This is a genomic window from Flavobacterium sp. GL_143, from assembly GCF_057834355.1.
Genome location: NZ_CM174401.1, coordinates 5,259,753 through 5,277,834 on the forward strand (window position 1 = coordinate 5,259,753; position 18,082 = coordinate 5,277,834).

General features: G+C 31.9%; 13 protein-coding genes. 5 read left to right on the forward strand and 8 right to left on the reverse strand.

The window, feature by feature from the left end; all coding sequences use genetic code 11:
* Positions 1-322 precede the first annotated feature (322 nt).
* Positions 323-3,115 (forward strand): excinuclease ABC subunit UvrA, encoded by a 2,793-nt coding sequence (gene uvrA, locus AC3IPI_RS22245; RefSeq protein ID WP_489155825.1) that lies wholly within the window; start codon positions 323-325, stop codon positions 3,113-3,115.
* 7 nt (positions 3,116-3,122) lie between these two features.
* Here the strand turns inward: uvrA and AC3IPI_RS22250 are convergent, their stop codons facing one another.
* From AC3IPI_RS22250 to AC3IPI_RS22275, 6 genes are all read right to left on the reverse strand, one after another.
* Positions 3,123-3,422, reverse strand: a complete 300-nt coding sequence (locus AC3IPI_RS22250) for a hypothetical protein (RefSeq protein ID WP_035623094.1) — start codon at positions 3,420-3,422, stop codon at positions 3,123-3,125.
* A gap of 241 nt (positions 3,423-3,663) precedes the next feature.
* Positions 3,664-5,340, reverse strand: a complete 1,677-nt coding sequence (locus tag AC3IPI_RS22255) for a mechanosensitive ion channel family protein (RefSeq protein WP_489155828.1) — start codon at positions 5,338-5,340, stop codon at positions 3,664-3,666.
* A gap of 83 nt (positions 5,341-5,423) precedes the next feature.
* A complete protein-coding gene (locus tag AC3IPI_RS22260) occupies positions 5,424-6,893 on the reverse strand; it encodes a lipopolysaccharide biosynthesis protein (RefSeq protein ID WP_039112624.1) in 1,470 nt (489 codons plus the stop codon).
* Positions 6,894-6,934: 41 nt separating this feature from the next.
* Positions 6,935-8,218: a glycosyltransferase family 4 protein gene (locus AC3IPI_RS22265; RefSeq protein WP_039112623.1), complete on the reverse strand. Its 1,284-nt coding sequence runs from the start codon at positions 8,216-8,218 to the stop codon at positions 6,935-6,937.
* Positions 8,219-8,562: 344 nt separating this feature from the next.
* Entirely contained in the window at positions 8,563-10,998 is a 2,436-nt protein-coding gene (locus AC3IPI_RS22270) for a YfhO family protein (RefSeq protein ID WP_489155831.1), read from the reverse strand.
* Positions 10,999-11,047: 49 nt separating this feature from the next.
* Positions 11,048-11,341 carry a DUF4834 family protein gene (locus tag AC3IPI_RS22275; protein WP_039117189.1) on the reverse strand — a complete coding sequence of 98 codons (294 nt, stop codon included), beginning with the start codon at positions 11,339-11,341 and terminating at the stop codon, positions 11,048-11,050.
* Positions 11,342-11,464: 123 nt separating this feature from the next.
* Between AC3IPI_RS22275 and AC3IPI_RS22280 the strand changes: the two genes are divergently transcribed.
* Both AC3IPI_RS22280 and AC3IPI_RS22285 read left to right on the forward strand, forming a co-directional pair.
* Positions 11,465-12,448 (forward strand): transporter, encoded by a 984-nt coding sequence (locus AC3IPI_RS22280; RefSeq protein WP_039112620.1) that lies wholly within the window; start codon positions 11,465-11,467, stop codon positions 12,446-12,448.
* A gap of 64 nt (positions 12,449-12,512) precedes the next feature.
* A complete protein-coding gene (locus AC3IPI_RS22285; RefSeq protein WP_039112617.1) occupies positions 12,513-13,631 on the forward strand; it encodes a hypothetical protein in 1,119 nt (372 codons plus the stop codon).
* A 54-nt stretch (positions 13,632-13,685) separates the two neighbouring features.
* Here AC3IPI_RS22285 and AC3IPI_RS22290 read toward each other — a convergent pair whose 3' ends face one another.
* Together AC3IPI_RS22290 and capB are read right to left on the reverse strand one after the other, a co-directional pair.
* Positions 13,686-14,153: a hypothetical protein gene (locus AC3IPI_RS22290; protein ID WP_039117132.1), complete on the reverse strand. Its 468-nt coding sequence runs from the start codon at positions 14,151-14,153 to the stop codon at positions 13,686-13,688.
* Between the two features lie 129 nt (positions 14,154-14,282).
* On the reverse strand, positions 14,283-15,545 hold the full coding sequence (capB, locus tag AC3IPI_RS22295; protein ID WP_039117131.1) for a cysteate-C-fatty acyltransferase: 1,263 nt from the start codon (positions 15,543-15,545) through the stop codon (positions 14,283-14,285).
* Between the two features lie 352 nt (positions 15,546-15,897).
* On the opposite strand from capB, the gene nirK reads away from it, so the two are divergent.
* Together nirK and AC3IPI_RS22305 are read left to right on the forward strand one after the other, a co-directional pair.
* Positions 15,898-17,286 carry a copper-containing nitrite reductase gene (nirK, locus tag AC3IPI_RS22300; RefSeq protein WP_489159249.1) on the forward strand — a complete coding sequence of 463 codons (1,389 nt, stop codon included), beginning with the start codon at positions 15,898-15,900 and terminating at the stop codon, positions 17,284-17,286.
* 14 nt (positions 17,287-17,300) lie between these two features.
* Positions 17,301-18,074, forward strand: a complete 774-nt coding sequence (locus tag AC3IPI_RS22305) for a formylglycine-generating enzyme family protein (protein WP_489155835.1) — start codon at positions 17,301-17,303, stop codon at positions 18,072-18,074.
* Positions 18,075-18,082 lie beyond the last annotated feature (8 nt).

Genomic DNA, 18,082 nt, shown 5'->3' on the forward strand with positions numbered 1-18,082 from the left:
TAAACGCTGGGAGGATACTTAATTATAGGCGGTAATTCCTGAGAATAAACACTACAATATAAAAAAACGAACAAAAGGTAAAATTTCGATTTCAATGGTATCTGTGGTATTAATTTAGTATTAAAACTGCACTAAAATAAATCATTATTAACTGATAAAACACTATTTTGGCAAAAAATGAAATAAAAATACAAATAGTATTTTATCACACTTATTTAAACTCTAAAACAATAATTATCACATTATTTTAAACAAATTGAGTTCCTATCCTTAACATAACTCAAATGAAAATTGATTACTTTTGTGGAAATTGATTTTTTGTATGCAAATTGACCTTTCTACACTCGACCCAAAGAAAAATATCATCATTAAAGGTGCTCAGGTACATAATTTAAAAAATGTAGATGTTGCCATTCCAAGAAACAAACTTGTTGTTATCACGGGACTTTCGGGTTCTGGAAAATCAAGTTTGGCTTTTGATACTTTGTATGCCGAAGGACAACGTCGTTATGTCGAGAGTTTGTCATCGTATGCACGTCAGTTTTTAGGTCGATTAGATAAACCAAAAGTCGAATACATAAAAGGAATTGCTCCTGCAATTGCTATTGAGCAAAAAGTAAATACTACCAATGCGCGCTCGACTGTAGGAACATCTACAGAAATTTACGATTATGTAAAGTTACTTTTTGCAAGAATTGGTCGCACATACTCTCCTATTTCTGGTCAGGAAGTCAAAAAAAATACCGTTACCGATGTTGTTACCGATGTAAAAAGCTTCGAATTAGATAGTAAATGGTTGCTTCTTGCTCCTATTCATCTTGAAAAAGGAAGAAAACTAGAAGAGAAACTTAATGTTTTATTACAACAAGGTTTTGCACGTATCTTAATCGATAACGAAATGGTTCGTCTTGATGAATTTGCTTCTTCGCTTGACGCGAAAAAGGATCAGGATATATTATTGATTATTGATAGAATCGTTGTAAAAGACGAAGAAGAGTTTTTCAATCGTCTATCAGATGCTGTTCAAACTGCATTTTTTGAAGGAAAAGGAATTTGTTTTTTACAGGAATTAAACACCAATAAAAGATTTAGTTACTCTAATAATTTTGAGTTAGACGGAATCACATTCTTAGAACCAAATCCGCATTTATTCAGTTTCAACAATCCATACGGCGCTTGTCCTGCTTGCGAAGGATATGGAAATATTATTGGTATCGATGCCGATTTAGTCGTTCCTAATACTTCTTTATCTATTTACGAGAATGCTATTTTCCCATGGCGTGGCGAAAGCATGAGTTGGTTTCGTGATCAGTTGGTAAATAATTCACATAAATTTGATTTCCCGATACACAAACCTTACTTTCAATTAAGCGAGGAACAAAAAGAGTTAATCTGGAAAGGAAATCAATATTTTGAAGGTTTAAATGATTTCTTCAAAGAACTAGAAGAGAAAAATTATAAAATTCAGAACAGAGTGATGCTTTCGCGTTACCGCGGAAAAACAAAATGCCATGTTTGTAAAGGAAAACGTTTACGAATAGAAGCTTCTTATGTAAAAATAAATAGCAAAACAGTTTCAGATTTAGTCGATTTACCAATTCAGCATTTAGTTACTTTTTTTAACGAAATAGATCTTAACGTTTACGAGAAGCAAATTGCAAAACGTTTGTTGGTCGAAATTAATAATAGATTATCCTTTTTAACGGAAGTCGGATTATCTTACCTTACTTTAAACCGAAATTCTTCGACTCTTTCTGGTGGAGAATCTCAGCGTATCAATCTGGCAACTTCTTTAGGAAGTAGTTTGGTTGGATCTATGTATATTCTAGATGAGCCTAGTATTGGTTTGCACCCTAAGGATTCTGAACGATTGATAAAAGTATTGCTTTCTCTTCGTGATTTAGGTAATACGGTAATTGTTGTAGAACATGATGAAGACATCATGAAAGCTGCCGATATGATCATCGATATTGGTCCTGAAGCAGGAACTTTTGGAGGAGAATTAGTGGCTCAGGGAACGTATGACGAAATATTAAAATCAACTTCTCTAACAGCTAAATATTTAAATGGCGATTTAGAAATTACTGTTCCTAAACAACGTCGTAAATCTAAAAACTTCGTACAGGTTATTGGTGCTCGCGAAAACAACCTTAAGAATATAGATGTTACTTTCCCATTAGATGTTTTAACTGTAATTACGGGAGTTTCTGGTAGCGGAAAAAGTACGCTTGTTAAAAAGATTTTGTTCCCTGCAATTCAGAAAAAACTAGATAATGCAGCCGAAAAAGCAGGCCAATTTACCGAAATAAAAGGTTCATTCTCGCAAATAAAACATATCGAATATGTCGATCAAAATCCTATAGGAAGAAGTTCGCGTTCTAATCCTGTAACCTACATTAAGGCTTATGATGATATACGAGAATTATATGCCAAAGAAAAACTATCAAAAATAAGAGGCTACCAAGCCAAACATTTTTCTTTTAACGTAGATGGTGGAAGATGCGAAACTTGTAAAGGTGAAGGCTCTATTAACGTCGAGATGGTTTTTATGGCAGATGTACAGTTGCCATGCGAAACTTGTGGTGGAAAACGTTTCAAGAAAGAAGTTTTAGAAATTACTTTTGATGACAAAAACATCAATGACATCTTAACCATGACAATTGATGATGCTATTAGTTTCTTTTCTAAAAACAGCCAAACTAAGATTACTCAAAAATTGCAACCTCTACAAGATGTTGGTTTAGGATATGTACAATTAGGACAATCCTCTTCGACTCTTTCTGGTGGTGAAGCACAGCGTATAAAACTAGCCTCTTTCTTGGTAAAAGGAGCTACAAAAGATAAAGCTTTATTTGTTTTCGATGAACCTACAACCGGACTTCATTTTCATGATATCAAGAAATTATTGGCTTCATTTGATGCATTGATAGACAAAGGACATTCTATAATTGTTATTGAACACAATCTTGACCTTATAAAATGTGCCGACTGGATAATAGATTTAGGTCCAGAAGGTGGAGAAAATGGTGGAGAATTATTGGCCGAAGGAACTCCGGAAGAAATCGTTAAAGTAAAAAAATCTATAACAGGTATTTATCTAAAAGACAAACTGTAATCTTAAATTATTCGTAATAACATTTATCTTCAAAAGGAATTCCATCTTCATCGATGGCAACTAATATCTTTTTGTTTTTAGATGATTCTATGGTTAAGTATAACCACGCAATAGACCATAATCCGAATGTTAAGCAACAAATCAGGAAATTAAAACTATGATCAACTACTCTCTCCCCTTTTGATAAAACTGCAAAAAGCATTTCATCGTTTCTTTCTTCTAAGATAAAACCGTTATGTATTTTATTTGAAATTATATTCGAAAATACTTGTAGACTTTCTTCTTGTGTAAACTGTGGGCTTTTCATAATCGTTAATTAAAATTATTTTAGCTATTTACTTTAATAATTTATTTGGGGGAATTTAGAAAGCAAAATTAGCTCACAATCAGAAACTACACAATACCCACTTTTAGTGATATTACAATTAATTTTTCATCATAAAACACTAAAAAATATTAATTCCACAAGATAGAGTCTCTTATTAAAAGTTTCATTACACATAAGGCAATTCTCTTTTTTTTTAGCTATCTAATTCCTTTTAAACAAATTATAACTTGCCATTTATATTAAACGTAGGAGTTTCGTAATTATTACCTAAATAGTCTTCGGGTATTGTCGTTTTATTTCCATCACGCAGCGCTTTATAATGTGGCGACATAATTTCGATACCAGCTTCGTTAAAGCTATCCTGAATATTTTGATGTAAGGATGAATAAATTTGAGGTTGTTTCTGAGGCTCTTTGGTATAAGCATTAATTTCATAGGCAACATAAAAATCATCCAAACTTGTTTGCAAAACAAACGGAGCCGGAGTAGTTTCTATAAAATCTGTTTTTGTCGCTGCATTAATTAATGCTTTATGAACATCTCTCCAAGGCACATCGTATCCAATTGTAACGGTAGAATGCATAACCAATCCTCTTGCATTCTCTTTTGTGTTTGCCGAATAATTAGTCGATGTACTCGATAAAACAGTTGAATTTGGTATTGTAATATCCTCAAATTTTGGTGTTCTTACACGCGTAACCAAAGCCGTTTTTTCGATTACTTCTCCGCTTACATCTCCTATTTTTATAAAATCTCCTATTTTAAAAGGGCGCATATAGGTTATTACAAGTCCTGCAACCATATTAGCAATTGCATTAGACGATCCTAATGAAAATAAGATTCCCACAAATACCGAAACTCCTTTAAATATAGGCGAATCTGAACCTGGTAAGTACGGAAAAATAATAACCAACATAAAGGCATACATTAAAAAACGGATGATATTAAAGGTTGGTTTTGCCCAATCACTATAAAAACCATCTATTTTTATGTTTCCTTTGCTAATCTCATCTACAAAAAACTTAATCCCTTTTAAGGTGTATCTAAAAATAAATGCAATTACAAGTATTGTAAACAAATTAGGAAGAAATGCCAGAAAACCCATTACAGCCAATTTTGCAGGCGTAAGAATCCATCGTAATAAAGTTGTTGTATAACCTTCGGTAGCAGGAAAAATACTAAAGAGTATTGGTAAAGATAAATACACAATTAATAACAAAACGAAAACCTTTATAGCTCCTATTAATCGTAATGCCAAAAAATGTTGCTTTTGCGGACTAAGAATAGTTATCTCATTGTATTTATATCCTGTAAAATACTTTTTTTTATTTCTGGATACATAAAGACTTCCTTTATTAAAAAGTTTGCCTACAAAAAACAATACAAGACCAAGAATTAATATTAGCAGAGCCGTAAATCCGAGTCTTTTTGGTAATAAAGAATAGTTTTCATTCTGGAAAAGAATAGCTCTTTTTATTGCCGTAAAATTACGCTTGGCAACATTGGCAGCAGGCATATTCTCTGATTTTGCATCCGCTTCAAGAATCGACATTATAACAAAATCACTTTCGTAAACAATATCCAAACTTATATCCGAAGGAATAATTTTTAGAGAATCGCTTACAAAAAAAGCATCTTCATAAATCTTTTTTATTTTGTCCGAAATGGCTTTGGCTCTATTCTCTGCCGAGAATGAACCTACTTTATTATAAACATAAAAAAGGGTGTCTTTAAAAGGTGTTACAGGATATCCTTTTAAATTAATTTTAGCAATCGTATCGACAGTATTACTTTGAACGATTTCTTTTTCAGGTTGTTTTTTTGCCTTTTGAGCAAAACTAACTTGTGAAACTAATAGCAACGAAATAAACAGAAAAACAATTACTCTCTTTTTCATATTTGTATGTAATAAAACCACAAGCGGCTATAACAAATATAAAAACAAAATGCATCACTTTTAGTTCATGACCTTATTTCTTACTAAATTTTAATTCCAAGCTTACCTATAAACTTATTTATCACTTGATTTATCTCTTTAGAGATAGCAAATTTATAATTTAAATACACATAAAAAACCGTCACGATAGCTGATTTTAAAGCAATTCCGATTAACGGATAAACTGGAAATTCCCAAAAGTAAAACAATAGAAACAATACCGTTGTAACCAGTAATGAATACAAGTTTTGTTTAGTAAAAGGATACAAATGAAGTTTCTTAACTACAAAAAGTAATTTTGCCAAACTGTATGCTGTAATAGATAACAACGTTGCAAATGCAGAACCTGTAATACCATAAATTGGTATAAAAATTATATTTAAAACAAAGGTTAAAACAACTAAACCTAATCCTAAGAACAATACCGTTCGGTAATATTTTGTATTAAAAATAATAGCATTATTATTCCCTAAAATAAGATCAAAATATTTAGACAATCCAATCATAAAAACAACAGGAACTCCTCCTCTATATTCCTCAGGAACGATTTCGTATAACTGATTAATATTTACGAAAATACACAACATCACAAATCCACCAACGATCTGTAAGTTAATAGATGTCTTTTTATACAAATCATTCAACTCATCGTGTTTATCATCGTGCATTAACTTTGCCGTAATAGGATATACAATTTGATGCATAGCACGACTTGGAACAGAGATTACCAAGGCTATATATGTTGCTACCGAATAATAAGCAATATTCTCAATTTTCATATACTGATTAAGCATAAGCTTATCTCCATCCAAAAGCAAATTGGCTACACTTCCTGAAAGGATTATGTAAAACGTATATTCCATTACACTTTTTACATTTGCTGGTATTGTAATCTGAAACTTAGGCTTTTTGATACTAAAAGCATAAAACATCGTTACGATAAAAGCTATAAAATAAATTGCAGCTGTCACATATACAAATTGAATTAAGGTTATCCAATCAAAATATAATCCTACCAAAGCAAGTGTAGAAAATAATCTTAAACCAACTTCTTTGATAAAATTACCAAAAACGGAATGCATATGTACTCTTGCCCAAGCATAAAAAATCTCGAAATAAGCCATACAAATTCCGATAAAAGGAATCAATAAGATAAACTCTTTTACAACAGGATTTTTCTTTGATACAAAAGCCGTGATATCATCAAAAAAGAAAAGTCCAATTATTCCCAAAGGAATACACATTAAAACAGGAAATAGTGCTGTAAAGGACAAAAACTGCTCTCTTTCTTCTTCTGTTTTATATTGAGAATAAAACTTGACTAATGTATTTTGCATCCCGATAGCAAACAAAGGCATGATAACATTTGCCGCTGAAGTAACGTAATTTGTTAAACCATAATACGTTTCGCCTAAATAAATCGGATATAAATAAAGCGTGTTTATTGCACCAATACCAAAACCAATATATGTTATAATAGTATTTTTAAAAGACTGATTTAAGACTATGCCCATTGAAGGTATTTATGTTTTTTATTGAAATTTTAAAAAGTATTCTATTTAATCAATTGTGCTAACTGTTTTGTTAGGTTTTTTCTAGAATATTGCTGCAATCCAACTCCGTTTGATTGTAGTTTTCCTTCTAAAAATTGATTATAAAAATCCAAAATTACACTTTTTAATTTCATTTTTTCAGAATAGTCAAAAAACACACCCGTATTTGTCTGAGTTATAATATCTGAGAAGTCAGAACCTTTAGGTCCAATTGCAATTATTGGTCTATTAGAAACCATATACTCAAACAACTTACCAGGAATAATACTCTTTGTATCTTCTGAGTTTATTTCGATTAACAATAAAACCTGAGATTTTCTTTGATGAGCAATAGCTTCGTTATGCGAAACATAACCTAAATTATTCAGGTAATCATTCAGTTTGAACTTCTCGATTGTTTCTAATACTTCCTGACTAACTGCACCAATTAGTTTTACTTGCAAGTGTTGTTTGAATTCAGGGATTTCCTGCAATAACTCAACCAAACATTCCCATAAAAAAAGAGGGTTTCTTTCGGATAAAAAAGAACCAATATGCGCCAAAGTAAACTTGGTATCTAATGTTTGCTTCTCTACATTTTCTACATCATAACCATTGGTAATAACTTCAATAGGTTTTGTTGTTATTTCCTGAAATTCTGCTTTGGTAGTTTTGCTTGTTACAAGAATAGTATCGGCAGTATTTAAAACCTGATGTTCTAATTTCTTATGTTTTTTAGCAGCATAACTTGATAAACGCAATGATTTATGATAACCTATCGTAGTCCATGGATCACGAAAATCGGCAAACCACTTTACATTTAATTTCTGTTTTAATTCTAAACCAATAAGATGCAAACTATGTGGCGGACCAGAAGTTACAATCGTATCGATATTATTCTCTACAATGTATTTTTCTAAAAAAGAAACCGATGGCTTTACCCATAAAACACGAGCATCGGGAATAAATAAATTTCCACGAATCCAAAGGAATGTTTTATCCAAAAAAGATTGCTTTTTCTGATTCGGAATAATTCCAGAAGCTATTTTCTTTGTTTTATTTTTCGAAAAAAATGAAGCTAATTGATAAGGCTCAATAATTTTATTCTTGATAACAATTACCTGATCCGAAACTTCGTTCATCAATCCTTCATCAACAATAGGATATGTTGGATTTTCTGGTACATATACAATTGGCTGAACACCAAATTCGGGCAAATATTTTACAAATTTCAACCAACGTTGCACGCCAGGCCCTCCAGCTGGTGGAAAGTAATATGTTATAATTAGGAGTTTCTTTTGTTCCAAGAAAAAAGTGGTTTAATGTTTAAAGTTGCAAATTTAACAGTTAATAGAAAAATTACAATTTCATAAAATTATTTCGAAATAGTTTTCTTAAATATTCTAAATAAAATATAGAATAAAATAAGCCAATTTAAAACAATCCAAAAATTATAAAAAATCCAAACGATCTTATATTTAGTTTCCATACTTGAAAGACTAAAATATTCTCCTTGACTCTCTTCATAAAAGTCATCATATCCCATCATATAAATACCACAGAAAATGAGTATTGCTGCATCTAGGAATACAAGAAGAAATACTTTAAGAATTTTTAAAATCATTATTGTCAAGCTAAAATCAAAATCTGATTACTTAACGCCAATCGATTTTTTTCTTTCAAAATAAATTCCTCCGATTAAAAGAACTAGCATACCTATTGAACTAGCAAGTGTAATCATACTACCAGTTTTAACAACTTCTGGCTCAAATTTAAATTCGATTGTATGTTTTCCTCCAGGAACCTCAAGTGCTCTTAACACGTAATCTACAGGAAAATGATCTGTAAGTTTACCATCAATGTAAGCATTCCATCCTTTTTCATAATAAATCTCAGAAAATACCGCTAAACCATCATTTAAGTTATCCGATGTATATTTAATATAATTTGGTTTATAAACGTCTAATTTTATAGTTCCGCTTGCATCCCATTTTTTCTTTAATCGAGCACTTTTAAATTTAGAACCATGGTCATGAATATTAAAAACTGCTACATTCTTAGTGTCTAAATGGTCTAAAAGTTTCATTTCGGCATCAGCAGTATTTACCAATTTTACATCTTTTACAAACCAAGCATTACCGTTGGCATCTGGATTTATTGTTGGAAATTCCTGACCTTCTTTATTTACTTGTATAACATACTTAACATTAAGCATATTAAGTACTTCTAGATTATTCTTAGAAATCTGATAATCGAACAACTGTTGCATTCTTCTTGGCCTTACAGCACTATATCCTCCTATTGCTTTATGAAAATAAGAAGTTCTTCCTTGTAATTGCCCTTGAACATCGAATACACGGTAAACTGAAGTATCTTTTAATATTTGAGTATTTGTTGGCGTTTCTTGAAAAGGAGCTGCGATTTGTACTGGACTAACAAAATCTTTTGCTGAAACATATTTTTTATCAACAAAAAACAAATCAAAAATCATAAAAATACTTACTATAATTAGTGCTGTATTTTGAGATAATTTGTTTTTAATATAAAACCATAAAACTCCAAAAGTAACTACTATAAAGAACCCAGAACGCAACAAATCTGCTGAGTATAAGCTTTTTCTATCATCTTTAAGCGCATCTACGAAATCTGGTCCGTAACTTTCTAAAAAATAACTATCACTTGCTCCTGAGAAATTGAACATACTTTTACAAAAAAGTAATATCAATAAAACTCCAATACTAAACACTCCTGTTTGTACCAATCCTTTTTGCTGTAGTTTTGGGTCAATGTCTTTTAATTTAAAGAAAGATTGTAATCCCATAATTGCAAGAACTGGGAAACATAATTCTAAAATAACCTGTATAGAAGAAACTGCTCTAAATTTATCATACAAAGGAACGTAATGGATAAAAAAGTCAGTTAATATCGAGAAGTTTTTACCCCAGGAAAGTACTAAAGCAACCATTGCTCCCGAAAAGAATACATATTTTATTTTTCGGTCATCAATAAACAAAGCCAAAACTGCCAAAAAGAAAACAACAACACCTATATAAGCTGGTGCAGAAACTATCGGTTGATCCCCCCAATACGTTGGCATTGCCGAAACAAAATCTTGAGCCTGTCCTTCTGGAACACCTTGGCTAATCATAAACTCGTACATTCTACTATCTGTACCTACAGGTTCGTGACTAGAACCACCAAAAAGTCTTGGTGCAATTAAATTAAAACTTTCAGCAATTCCATAGCTATATTCTGTAATATAGTCTGTAGTCATTGAAGCTGTTGTTAGATTTTTAGATCCATCAGGGTTAAATGTCAGTTCGCTTTTATCACGAATACTAAATTTTGCATATTCAGTCGTTGCCATTAAATTAGTAGCATTTGCGCCTAAAGCGAAAATTCCGGCTACTGCCAAAACCCCAAATGAAATTAAAAGTGGCTTATATTCTTTTTCTTTAATAAAATTGAAAGTATAATATCCTGAAAGAATCAATAAGAATATCAATAAATAATACGTCATCTGGAAGTGGTTAGCATTAATTTCTAACGCTACCGCAAACATGGTGAGCAAACCTCCGAGAATATATTTTTTCTGGAATACGAGTATAAATCCGGCGATAACCAGTGGCATATACGCAATAGCATGCGCTTTGGCATTATGTCCAACTCCAAGAATAATAATTAAATAAGTAGAGAATCCAAAAGCTAATGCTCCGATAAAAGCCTTAAGCGGGTCGATTCTCAAAACCAATAACAAACCATAAAACCCTAAGAAATATAAAAACAGATAATCTGCCGGACGAGGCAAAAATCGTAAAGCATCATCTATCTGACCTACATAATCATGCGGATAATTAGCTCCTAGTTGATAAGTTGGCATTCCGCCAAAAGCCGAATTTGTCCAATATGGTTCAGAATGTTCAGTTGCTCTGAAATCATTTTGTTCCTTGGCCATTCCGGTATATTGTGCAATATCCGATTGAAAAATCTGTTTTCCTTGTAATACAGGATAAAAATAAATTAAAGAAACGAGTACAAATCCCAATATAACAAGGGCATGCGGATAAAGCTTATTTATTACTTTCAATTTTGGTGGGTTTGGTTATGGATGAAAATCTATTATTTTGACTACAAACTTAATCTATTTCTTCGTAATCAACGTAATCGCCTACTTTTTTGGTTTCACGAGGATTTTTCGCATTGGCCGTGTCAATTATAACCTCATCATTTGTTCTGGTTTTTTGCCATGAATTATCTTGTGGTTGTCTATATTGTTGTTGCTGTTGTCTCTGAAAGTTTTCACCTGCTTTATCTACTACTTTTTTAACTAAAACTGGCAGAAATAATTTTGCCAAGAATCTAAAAATGTAATAAAAAGCAATCATATAAAAAATCGCTTTTATAAGACCTGAAAAAGATGCTGTTTGCATAATCATATAATTTTTTTCAAAAATAATAAATCCATTCTTCAAAATTAAAATATCAATCTTAAATTAATAATAAAATATAGTACATTTGAAATGCGTTATTACTTTTTAACTAATAAAAATAATATGTTTAAAATCAGAAACTTGATTATTTCCAGCGTTTTTTTAACGCCTTATCTTTTTTTCGGACAACATACCGATGTAATTAATTCAAACCGCCCAGGAGAAACAATGTCTGCTTTTGCTGTAGGAAAATCTGTAATACAAGCTGAAGTTGGTGTTTATGGAATTAATGAAAAACATGACTTATTAAATTATAACGCAAGTGGTTTCGGTACTGATTTAACGCTTCGTTGGGGACTTTTTCGTGAGCAACTAGAGCTTATCGCCGATTTGCAATACCAAATGGAAGATTATAGCACTCCTTTTAATAGTTACAAAAAAAATGATTTTAAGCAAACTATACTTGGAGCTAAATATTTAATCTACGATCCTTTTAAAAACTACGAAAAGAAACCTAATATTTATAGCTGGAAGGCTAATCAAAAATTTAACTGGCATCAATTAATTCCTGCGGTTTCTATTTTTGCAGGAGCTAATTTTACTTTTGCAGGAAATCCGTATGCTTTTTCGAATGAATCTAGCATTTCTCCTAAAATCATGTTGATTACTCAAAACCACTTAGGTGATGGAAAATGGGTTTTTGTAACCAATATCATTGCCGATTATATTACCACCGACTATCCTAGTTATGGATATGTATTAACACTCACAAGAGGTTTTAATGACAAATGGTCTGGTTTTGTCGAAAATCAAGGGTACAAAAGTGACTTTTATAGCGATTGTATTATTAGAGGTGGTGCTGCATATTTATTAAACAAAAGCATGCAAATCGACGCTTCTATAAGTACTAATTTTAAAGACACTCCTTCTATTTTTTATGGTGGAGTAGGTTTTTCTTGGCGTTACGATGCAAAATACAAAGAGGTTCAGATGAATTTTACTGATAAAAAAGGTAAAAAAGACAAAAACCCTAAAAAAAGCAAGAAAAAAGAAAAAGAAGAAGATTATCAGTTAATGGAACAAAAGCGTAAAGCTACTTTTGAATAAAAACTGTAGTTACTAATACACTATCTCTTAAAAAGGAGAATTTTAAATAAACAATACCGTCTTAATGATTACAATACAAGAAGCTAAAACTAAAAAGGAATTAACCGAATTTGTAAAATTTCCTTTCTCTTTATATAAAGACAATAAATATTGGGTTCCACCTATTATTGCTGATGAGTTAGAGACTTTTGATAAAACCAAAAATCCTGCATTCGAAAATGCCGAAGCTACTTTTTATGTAGCCTCTAGAAACAATGAAATTGTAGGACGAATTGCTGCCATAATTAACTGGGATGAAGTTAATGGACAACAAAAAAAGAAAGTTCGTTTTGGTTGGTTTGATGTTATTGATGATATCGAAGTTACCAAAGTTTTACTTGAAAGAGTATATGAATTAGGGCGAAAAAACAACCTGGAATATGTTGAGGGTCCAATGGGATTCTCTAATCTGGATAAAGTTGGAGTTTTAACCGAGGGCTTTAACGAGATAGGAACGATGATTACTTGGTACAATCACCCCTATTACGCGACTCATTTTGAACAATTAGGTTATGTGGTAGAAAAAAAATACGACGAAAGTAAATTCCCTTTTGCTAACGTAAAACCTGAGTTTTTTGAAAAGGCAAATGAGTTGGTTAAGAGAAGATACCAATTAAAACCGCTTAACTTTAAGACAACTAAAGAAGTTATGCCTCACGTAGATAAGATGTTTGATTTATTTAATGAATCTTACGCTTCTTTATCTTCATTTGTAGCAATATCGGATGTTCAGAAAGAATACTTCAAAAAGAAATACATCAGTTTTATCAATCCCGAATTTATAAAATTTGTAGAAGATAAAGACCATAACATTGTCGCTTTTAGTATTGTAATGCCATCCTTTTCGGAAGCTTTACAGAAAACAAAAGGAAAATTATTCCCGTTTGGATTTCTTCATTTGCTTAAAGCAAAAAAACATAGTAAGGATATGATTTTTTACCTAATTGGTGTGCATCCTGAGTATCAGAACAAGGCTGTAACAGCTATTATCTTCAATGAATATTACCATACTTTTAAAGAAAAAGGAATTGTTAATTGCTATAGAACTCCTGAATTATCAGATAATGTAGCTATTCATAATTTATGGAAACATTTTGATCCTGTAATACACAAGCGAAGAGCTACTTTTCGTAAAGAATTATAATAAAAAATCCATTCGCCGCGGCGAATGGATTTTTTTTATTGTCCATTCTCAATACTATTTGCAATCGACCTTTGATAAAGTCATTTTTGAATCAAATTTTAAAAGCTTTTTATCTTTAAATACCAACTTACCGTTTGTTTCTATAAGGTCTCCATACCCTTCGATAAAAGTTCCTGCTTTTTTCAGGAAAGCAACTTCTCTTATAGAAGAAACTCCTTCAGATTTAAAAGTATAATCAGCAATAAGTGTATCTCCTTTTATGTTCCCTATTATAGTTCCTTCGTTTTTATCTTTTTGATAAATCTTGTACGTCAATTGCCCATCTACTTCATTATGAGAATTTGTGTTTAAAATCAGTACAACCGTATCTTTATTAGTTACCGATTGAAAACATTGTTTGCCTACAGATTCTTCGATTTTTGCAGATTCGACCGTACTAGGGATTATCTCTTCTTGTTTCTCTTTTTTACAAGAAACCAATACTAATGTAACGGCTCCTATTATTGCTATTATTTTTTTCATAATTATTCCGTTTAAAAGTTTGAATGTTAAATATAGTACATAATAGCCTTAAACAAAAAAAATCCATTCGCATAACGAATGGATTTTTTTATATAATTCCCATATATTCAATTGAATATTGGATTGTAACTATGCATCTAAATCAACTGTAGTTCTACTAGCAATTTCTTTATAAGTTCCATTTTCTAATTTTTCACGAATAGCTTCAAAAGCTGTAAGTGTCTCATCAATATCTGCCAAAGTATGAGATGTAGTAGGTATCATTCTTAATAAAATAATTCCTTTTGGAATAACTGGATAGATAACAATTGACAAGAAAATACCGTAGTTTTCTCTTAAATCATTTACCATTACCATCGCTTCAGGTACACTTCCTTGAAGATAAACTGGAGTTACACATGTATTTGTATCACCAATATTAAAGTTTCTAGAACGTAAACCGTTTTGCAATGCATTTACATTTTCCCAAAGTTTATCTTTCAATTCTGGGTGATTACGCAATAATTCTAAACGTTTTAATGAACCAATTGTTTGAATCATTGGCAATGCTTTTGCAAACATTTGAGAACGTAAATTATATTTTAAATAATCGATAATGTCTTTATCTGCAGCTACGAAAGCTCCGATATTTGCCATAGATTTAGCAAAAGTAGAGAAGTAAACATCAATATCATCCTGAACTCCTTGCTCCTCACCTGCTCCAGCTCCTGTTTTACCAAGTGTACCAAAACCGTGTGCATCATCTACTAATAATCTGAAATTGTATTTTTGCTTAAGAGCAACGATTTCTTTTAATTTTCCTTGTTGTCCTCGCATTCCAAACACACCTTCGGTAATAAATAAAATCCCTCCACCTGTTTCAGTTGCCATTTTTGTAGCACGTTGCAGGTTTTTCTCCATACTCTCAAGATCATTGTGTTTGTAAGTAAAACGTTTACCCATATGCAAACGAACACCATCAATAATACAAGCGTGAGAATCTACATCATACACGATAATGTCATTTTTAGTAACCAAAGCATCAATAATAGATACCATTCCCTGATAACCAAAATTCAACAAATAAGCTGCTGGTTTCATTACAAAATCAGCCAATTCATTTTCTAATTGCTCATGATATTTAGTATGACCAGACATCATACGTGCTCCCATTGGGTAAGCTGCACCAAACTGAGTTGCAGCATCAATATCAGCCTTACGTACTTCTGGATGATTTGCTAAACCTAAATAGTCATTCAAACTCCAGTTTAAAATATTTTTTCCACCAAACTGCATTCTTGGGCCAAGTTCACCTTCTAATTTAGGAAACACAAAATAGCCCTCAGCTTGTGAAGCCCATTTTCCTAATGGTCCTTTATTGTTCTGAATTCTTTCGAATAAATCTTTTACCATAAATATATTTTGAAGTAATAATTTTAATTTAAACAGCGTGCAAAAATAATGATTATTATTCTAAAATAGAGTTTGGCAATTATTTTTATTGAAAAATATTCTGAATATCAATATCCAAATAATTAAGTTAAATTTTAACTCACACCTTTAACAAGATTAAACGCAATTAAATAAGAACAATTTTGAATTAAATTATATTTTATATGACTTACATGACTTTTATCATAATAAAAGACAAAACAGTCTTTTATTTTTGTTTAAAGATTTAAAACTAAAATAAACCAAACTTGTTATGAAAAAGAAATATAAAATGCCCTTAAAATTGAGAGCTGTTTTTTGTGCAATTTTTGCAATGTTATTATTAGCATCATGTAAAAAAGGAGAAGAATCTATGAATTACACTGATATTAAAACTGATGGAGAAATGGAAGCTGAACTTACAGCTCCACCAATGGTACCAAAACCAGTTGGTAACAGACCTGCCATGAAACTAAAAGTTAATATGGAAATCAAAGAGCAGGAAGGAACTATGACTGATGGTGTAAAATATACCTATTGGACATTTGGAGGTTCAGTTCCAGGAAGTTTTATTAGAACTCGTGTTGGTGATGAAGTCGAATTTCACTTAAAAAACCATCCGGATAATAAACTTCCCCACAATATCGATTTACATGCCGTTACGGGTCCTGGTGGTGGAGCATCATCATCACTTGTAGCACCTGGTCATGAAAAAGTGTTTAGCTTTAAAGTAATAAACCCTGGACTATATGTTTACCATTGCGCTACAGCTCCTGTTGGAATGCACATTGCAAACGGAATGTATGGTTTAATTTTAGTAGAACCAGAAGGTGGTCTTCCTCCAGTAGACAAAGAATACTACGTTATGCAAGGTGATTTTTACACTCAAGGTGAATATGGAGCTCAAGGACTTCAGGCTTTTGACATGAATAAAGCGGTAAAAGAAACACCTGATTATGTTGTATTTAACGGGAAAGTTGGTTCATTAACAAATGGAGGTGAACTTACTGCAAAAGTTGGTGAAACGGTTCGTTTATTTGTTGGTAATGGCGGTCCAAACTTAGTATCTTCTTTCCATGTTATTGGTGAAATATTTGATAATGTACATGTAGAAGGTGGAAGCATGATTAATAAAAATGTTCAAACTACGCTAATTCCTGCTGGTGGAGCATCTATAGTTGATTTTAAAGTAGAAACTCCGGGGAGTTTTGTCATAGTCGATCACTCCATTTTTAGAGCATTTAATAAAGGTGCACTAGGAATACTAAAAGTAGAAGGTGCTGAGCACAAAAACATATATTCTGGAACTATCCAAGAAGGTATCTATTTACCAGAAGGAGGAACAATTCAGAAAATGCCTGATAATGGAGCTGCTAAAACAGTAATTCCAAAAAGGACTGTAGCAGAAAAGGTGAAAATTGGAAAAGAAATTTTTGGTACAACCTGTTTTGCTTGTCACCAATCCGAAGGGCAAGGAATTCCTAGTACGTTCCCTCCTCTTGCAAAATCAGATTATCTTAATGCAGATGCTAACAGAGCAATTAAAACAATCCTGCATGGTTTAAGTGGAGAGATAACTGTAAATGGTAAAAAATATAACAATGTTATGCCTAGCCAGAATTTATCTGATGATGAAATAGCAAATGTTATGACTTATATATACAACAGTTGGGGAAATAATAAAACAGATGTTACTCCCGAAATGGTAAAAGCACAAAGATAACAACACCAAATAGTATGCAAAAAAGCATTTTCATTATTATTCTTTTCTTGGCTCATATTACGGGAATGGTAAGGGCACAAGAATCGAAAATGGTTCCGATAAAAGAGGGCTCCTTTGTCCCTCTTTACGGGGCTACAACAAAAACACCTGTCATTGTAAAACCTTTTTTTATAGATGTTTATCCTGTTACAAACAATGAGTTTTTGAGTTTCCTCAAAAAGAATCCAAGTTATAGTAAATCTAAAATAAAAGGACTTTTTGCAGACAAAAGTTATCTGTCTTATTGGAAATCGGATTTTGATTTCGGAAATTCAAATCCAAAAGCTCCTGTAACAAACGTTTCTTGGTTTGCTGCCAAAAAATATTGTGAATGCCAAGGAAAGCGATTGCCTACAATGGACGAATGGGAATATGTTGCCATGGCAGATGAAAAAAGGATTGATGCCAGAACTAAAACGGAATTTAATAAATACATTTTGTCCTGGTACGAGAAATCAAAAACGTATGAAAATCCTATTGGACAAACGTTCAAAAATTATTGGGGCGTTTATGACATGCATGGTTTAGTATGGGAATGGACTTCAGACTTTAATAGTATCTTTTTGTCTGGAGAATCCAGAAAAGATAAAAGCGACGATAAAAATCTTTTTTGTGGAGGCGCATCTGTAAATGCATCCGACTTGATGGATTATGCTGCTTTTATGCGATATGCCTTTAGAGGAAGTCTTAAAGCGCAATATTCAACGCGAAATCTAGGTTTTAGATGTGCTAGTACAACAAAGCTATAATTTTAAAT

Coding starts and splice junctions, on each gene's coding strand:
- uvrA (WP_489155825.1), top strand. CDS start 323: ATGCAAATTGACCTTTCTACACTCGACCCAAAGAAAAATATCATCATT.
- AC3IPI_RS22250 (WP_035623094.1), bottom strand. CDS start 3,422: ATGAAAAGCCCACAGTTTACACAAGAAGAAAGTCTACAAGTATTTTCG.
- AC3IPI_RS22255 (WP_489155828.1), bottom strand. CDS start 5,340: ATGAAAAAGAGAGTAATTGTTTTTCTGTTTATTTCGTTGCTATTAGTT.
- AC3IPI_RS22260 (WP_039112624.1), bottom strand. CDS start 6,893: ATGGGCATAGTCTTAAATCAGTCTTTTAAAAATACTATTATAACATAT.
- AC3IPI_RS22275 (WP_039117189.1), bottom strand. CDS start 11,341: ATGCAAACAGCATCTTTTTCAGGTCTTATAAAAGCGATTTTTTATATG.
- AC3IPI_RS22280 (WP_039112620.1), top strand. CDS start 11,465: ATGTTTAAAATCAGAAACTTGATTATTTCCAGCGTTTTTTTAACGCCT.
- AC3IPI_RS22285 (WP_039112617.1), top strand. CDS start 12,513: ATGATTACAATACAAGAAGCTAAAACTAAAAAGGAATTAACCGAATTT.
- AC3IPI_RS22290 (WP_039117132.1), bottom strand. CDS start 14,153: ATGAAAAAAATAATAGCAATAATAGGAGCCGTTACATTAGTATTGGTT.
- capB (WP_039117131.1), bottom strand. CDS start 15,545: ATGGTAAAAGATTTATTCGAAAGAATTCAGAACAATAAAGGACCATTA.
- nirK (WP_489159249.1), top strand. CDS start 15,898: ATGTTATTATTAGCATCATGTAAAAAAGGAGAAGAATCTATGAATTAC.
- AC3IPI_RS22305 (WP_489155835.1), top strand. CDS start 17,301: ATGCAAAAAAGCATTTTCATTATTATTCTTTTCTTGGCTCATATTACG.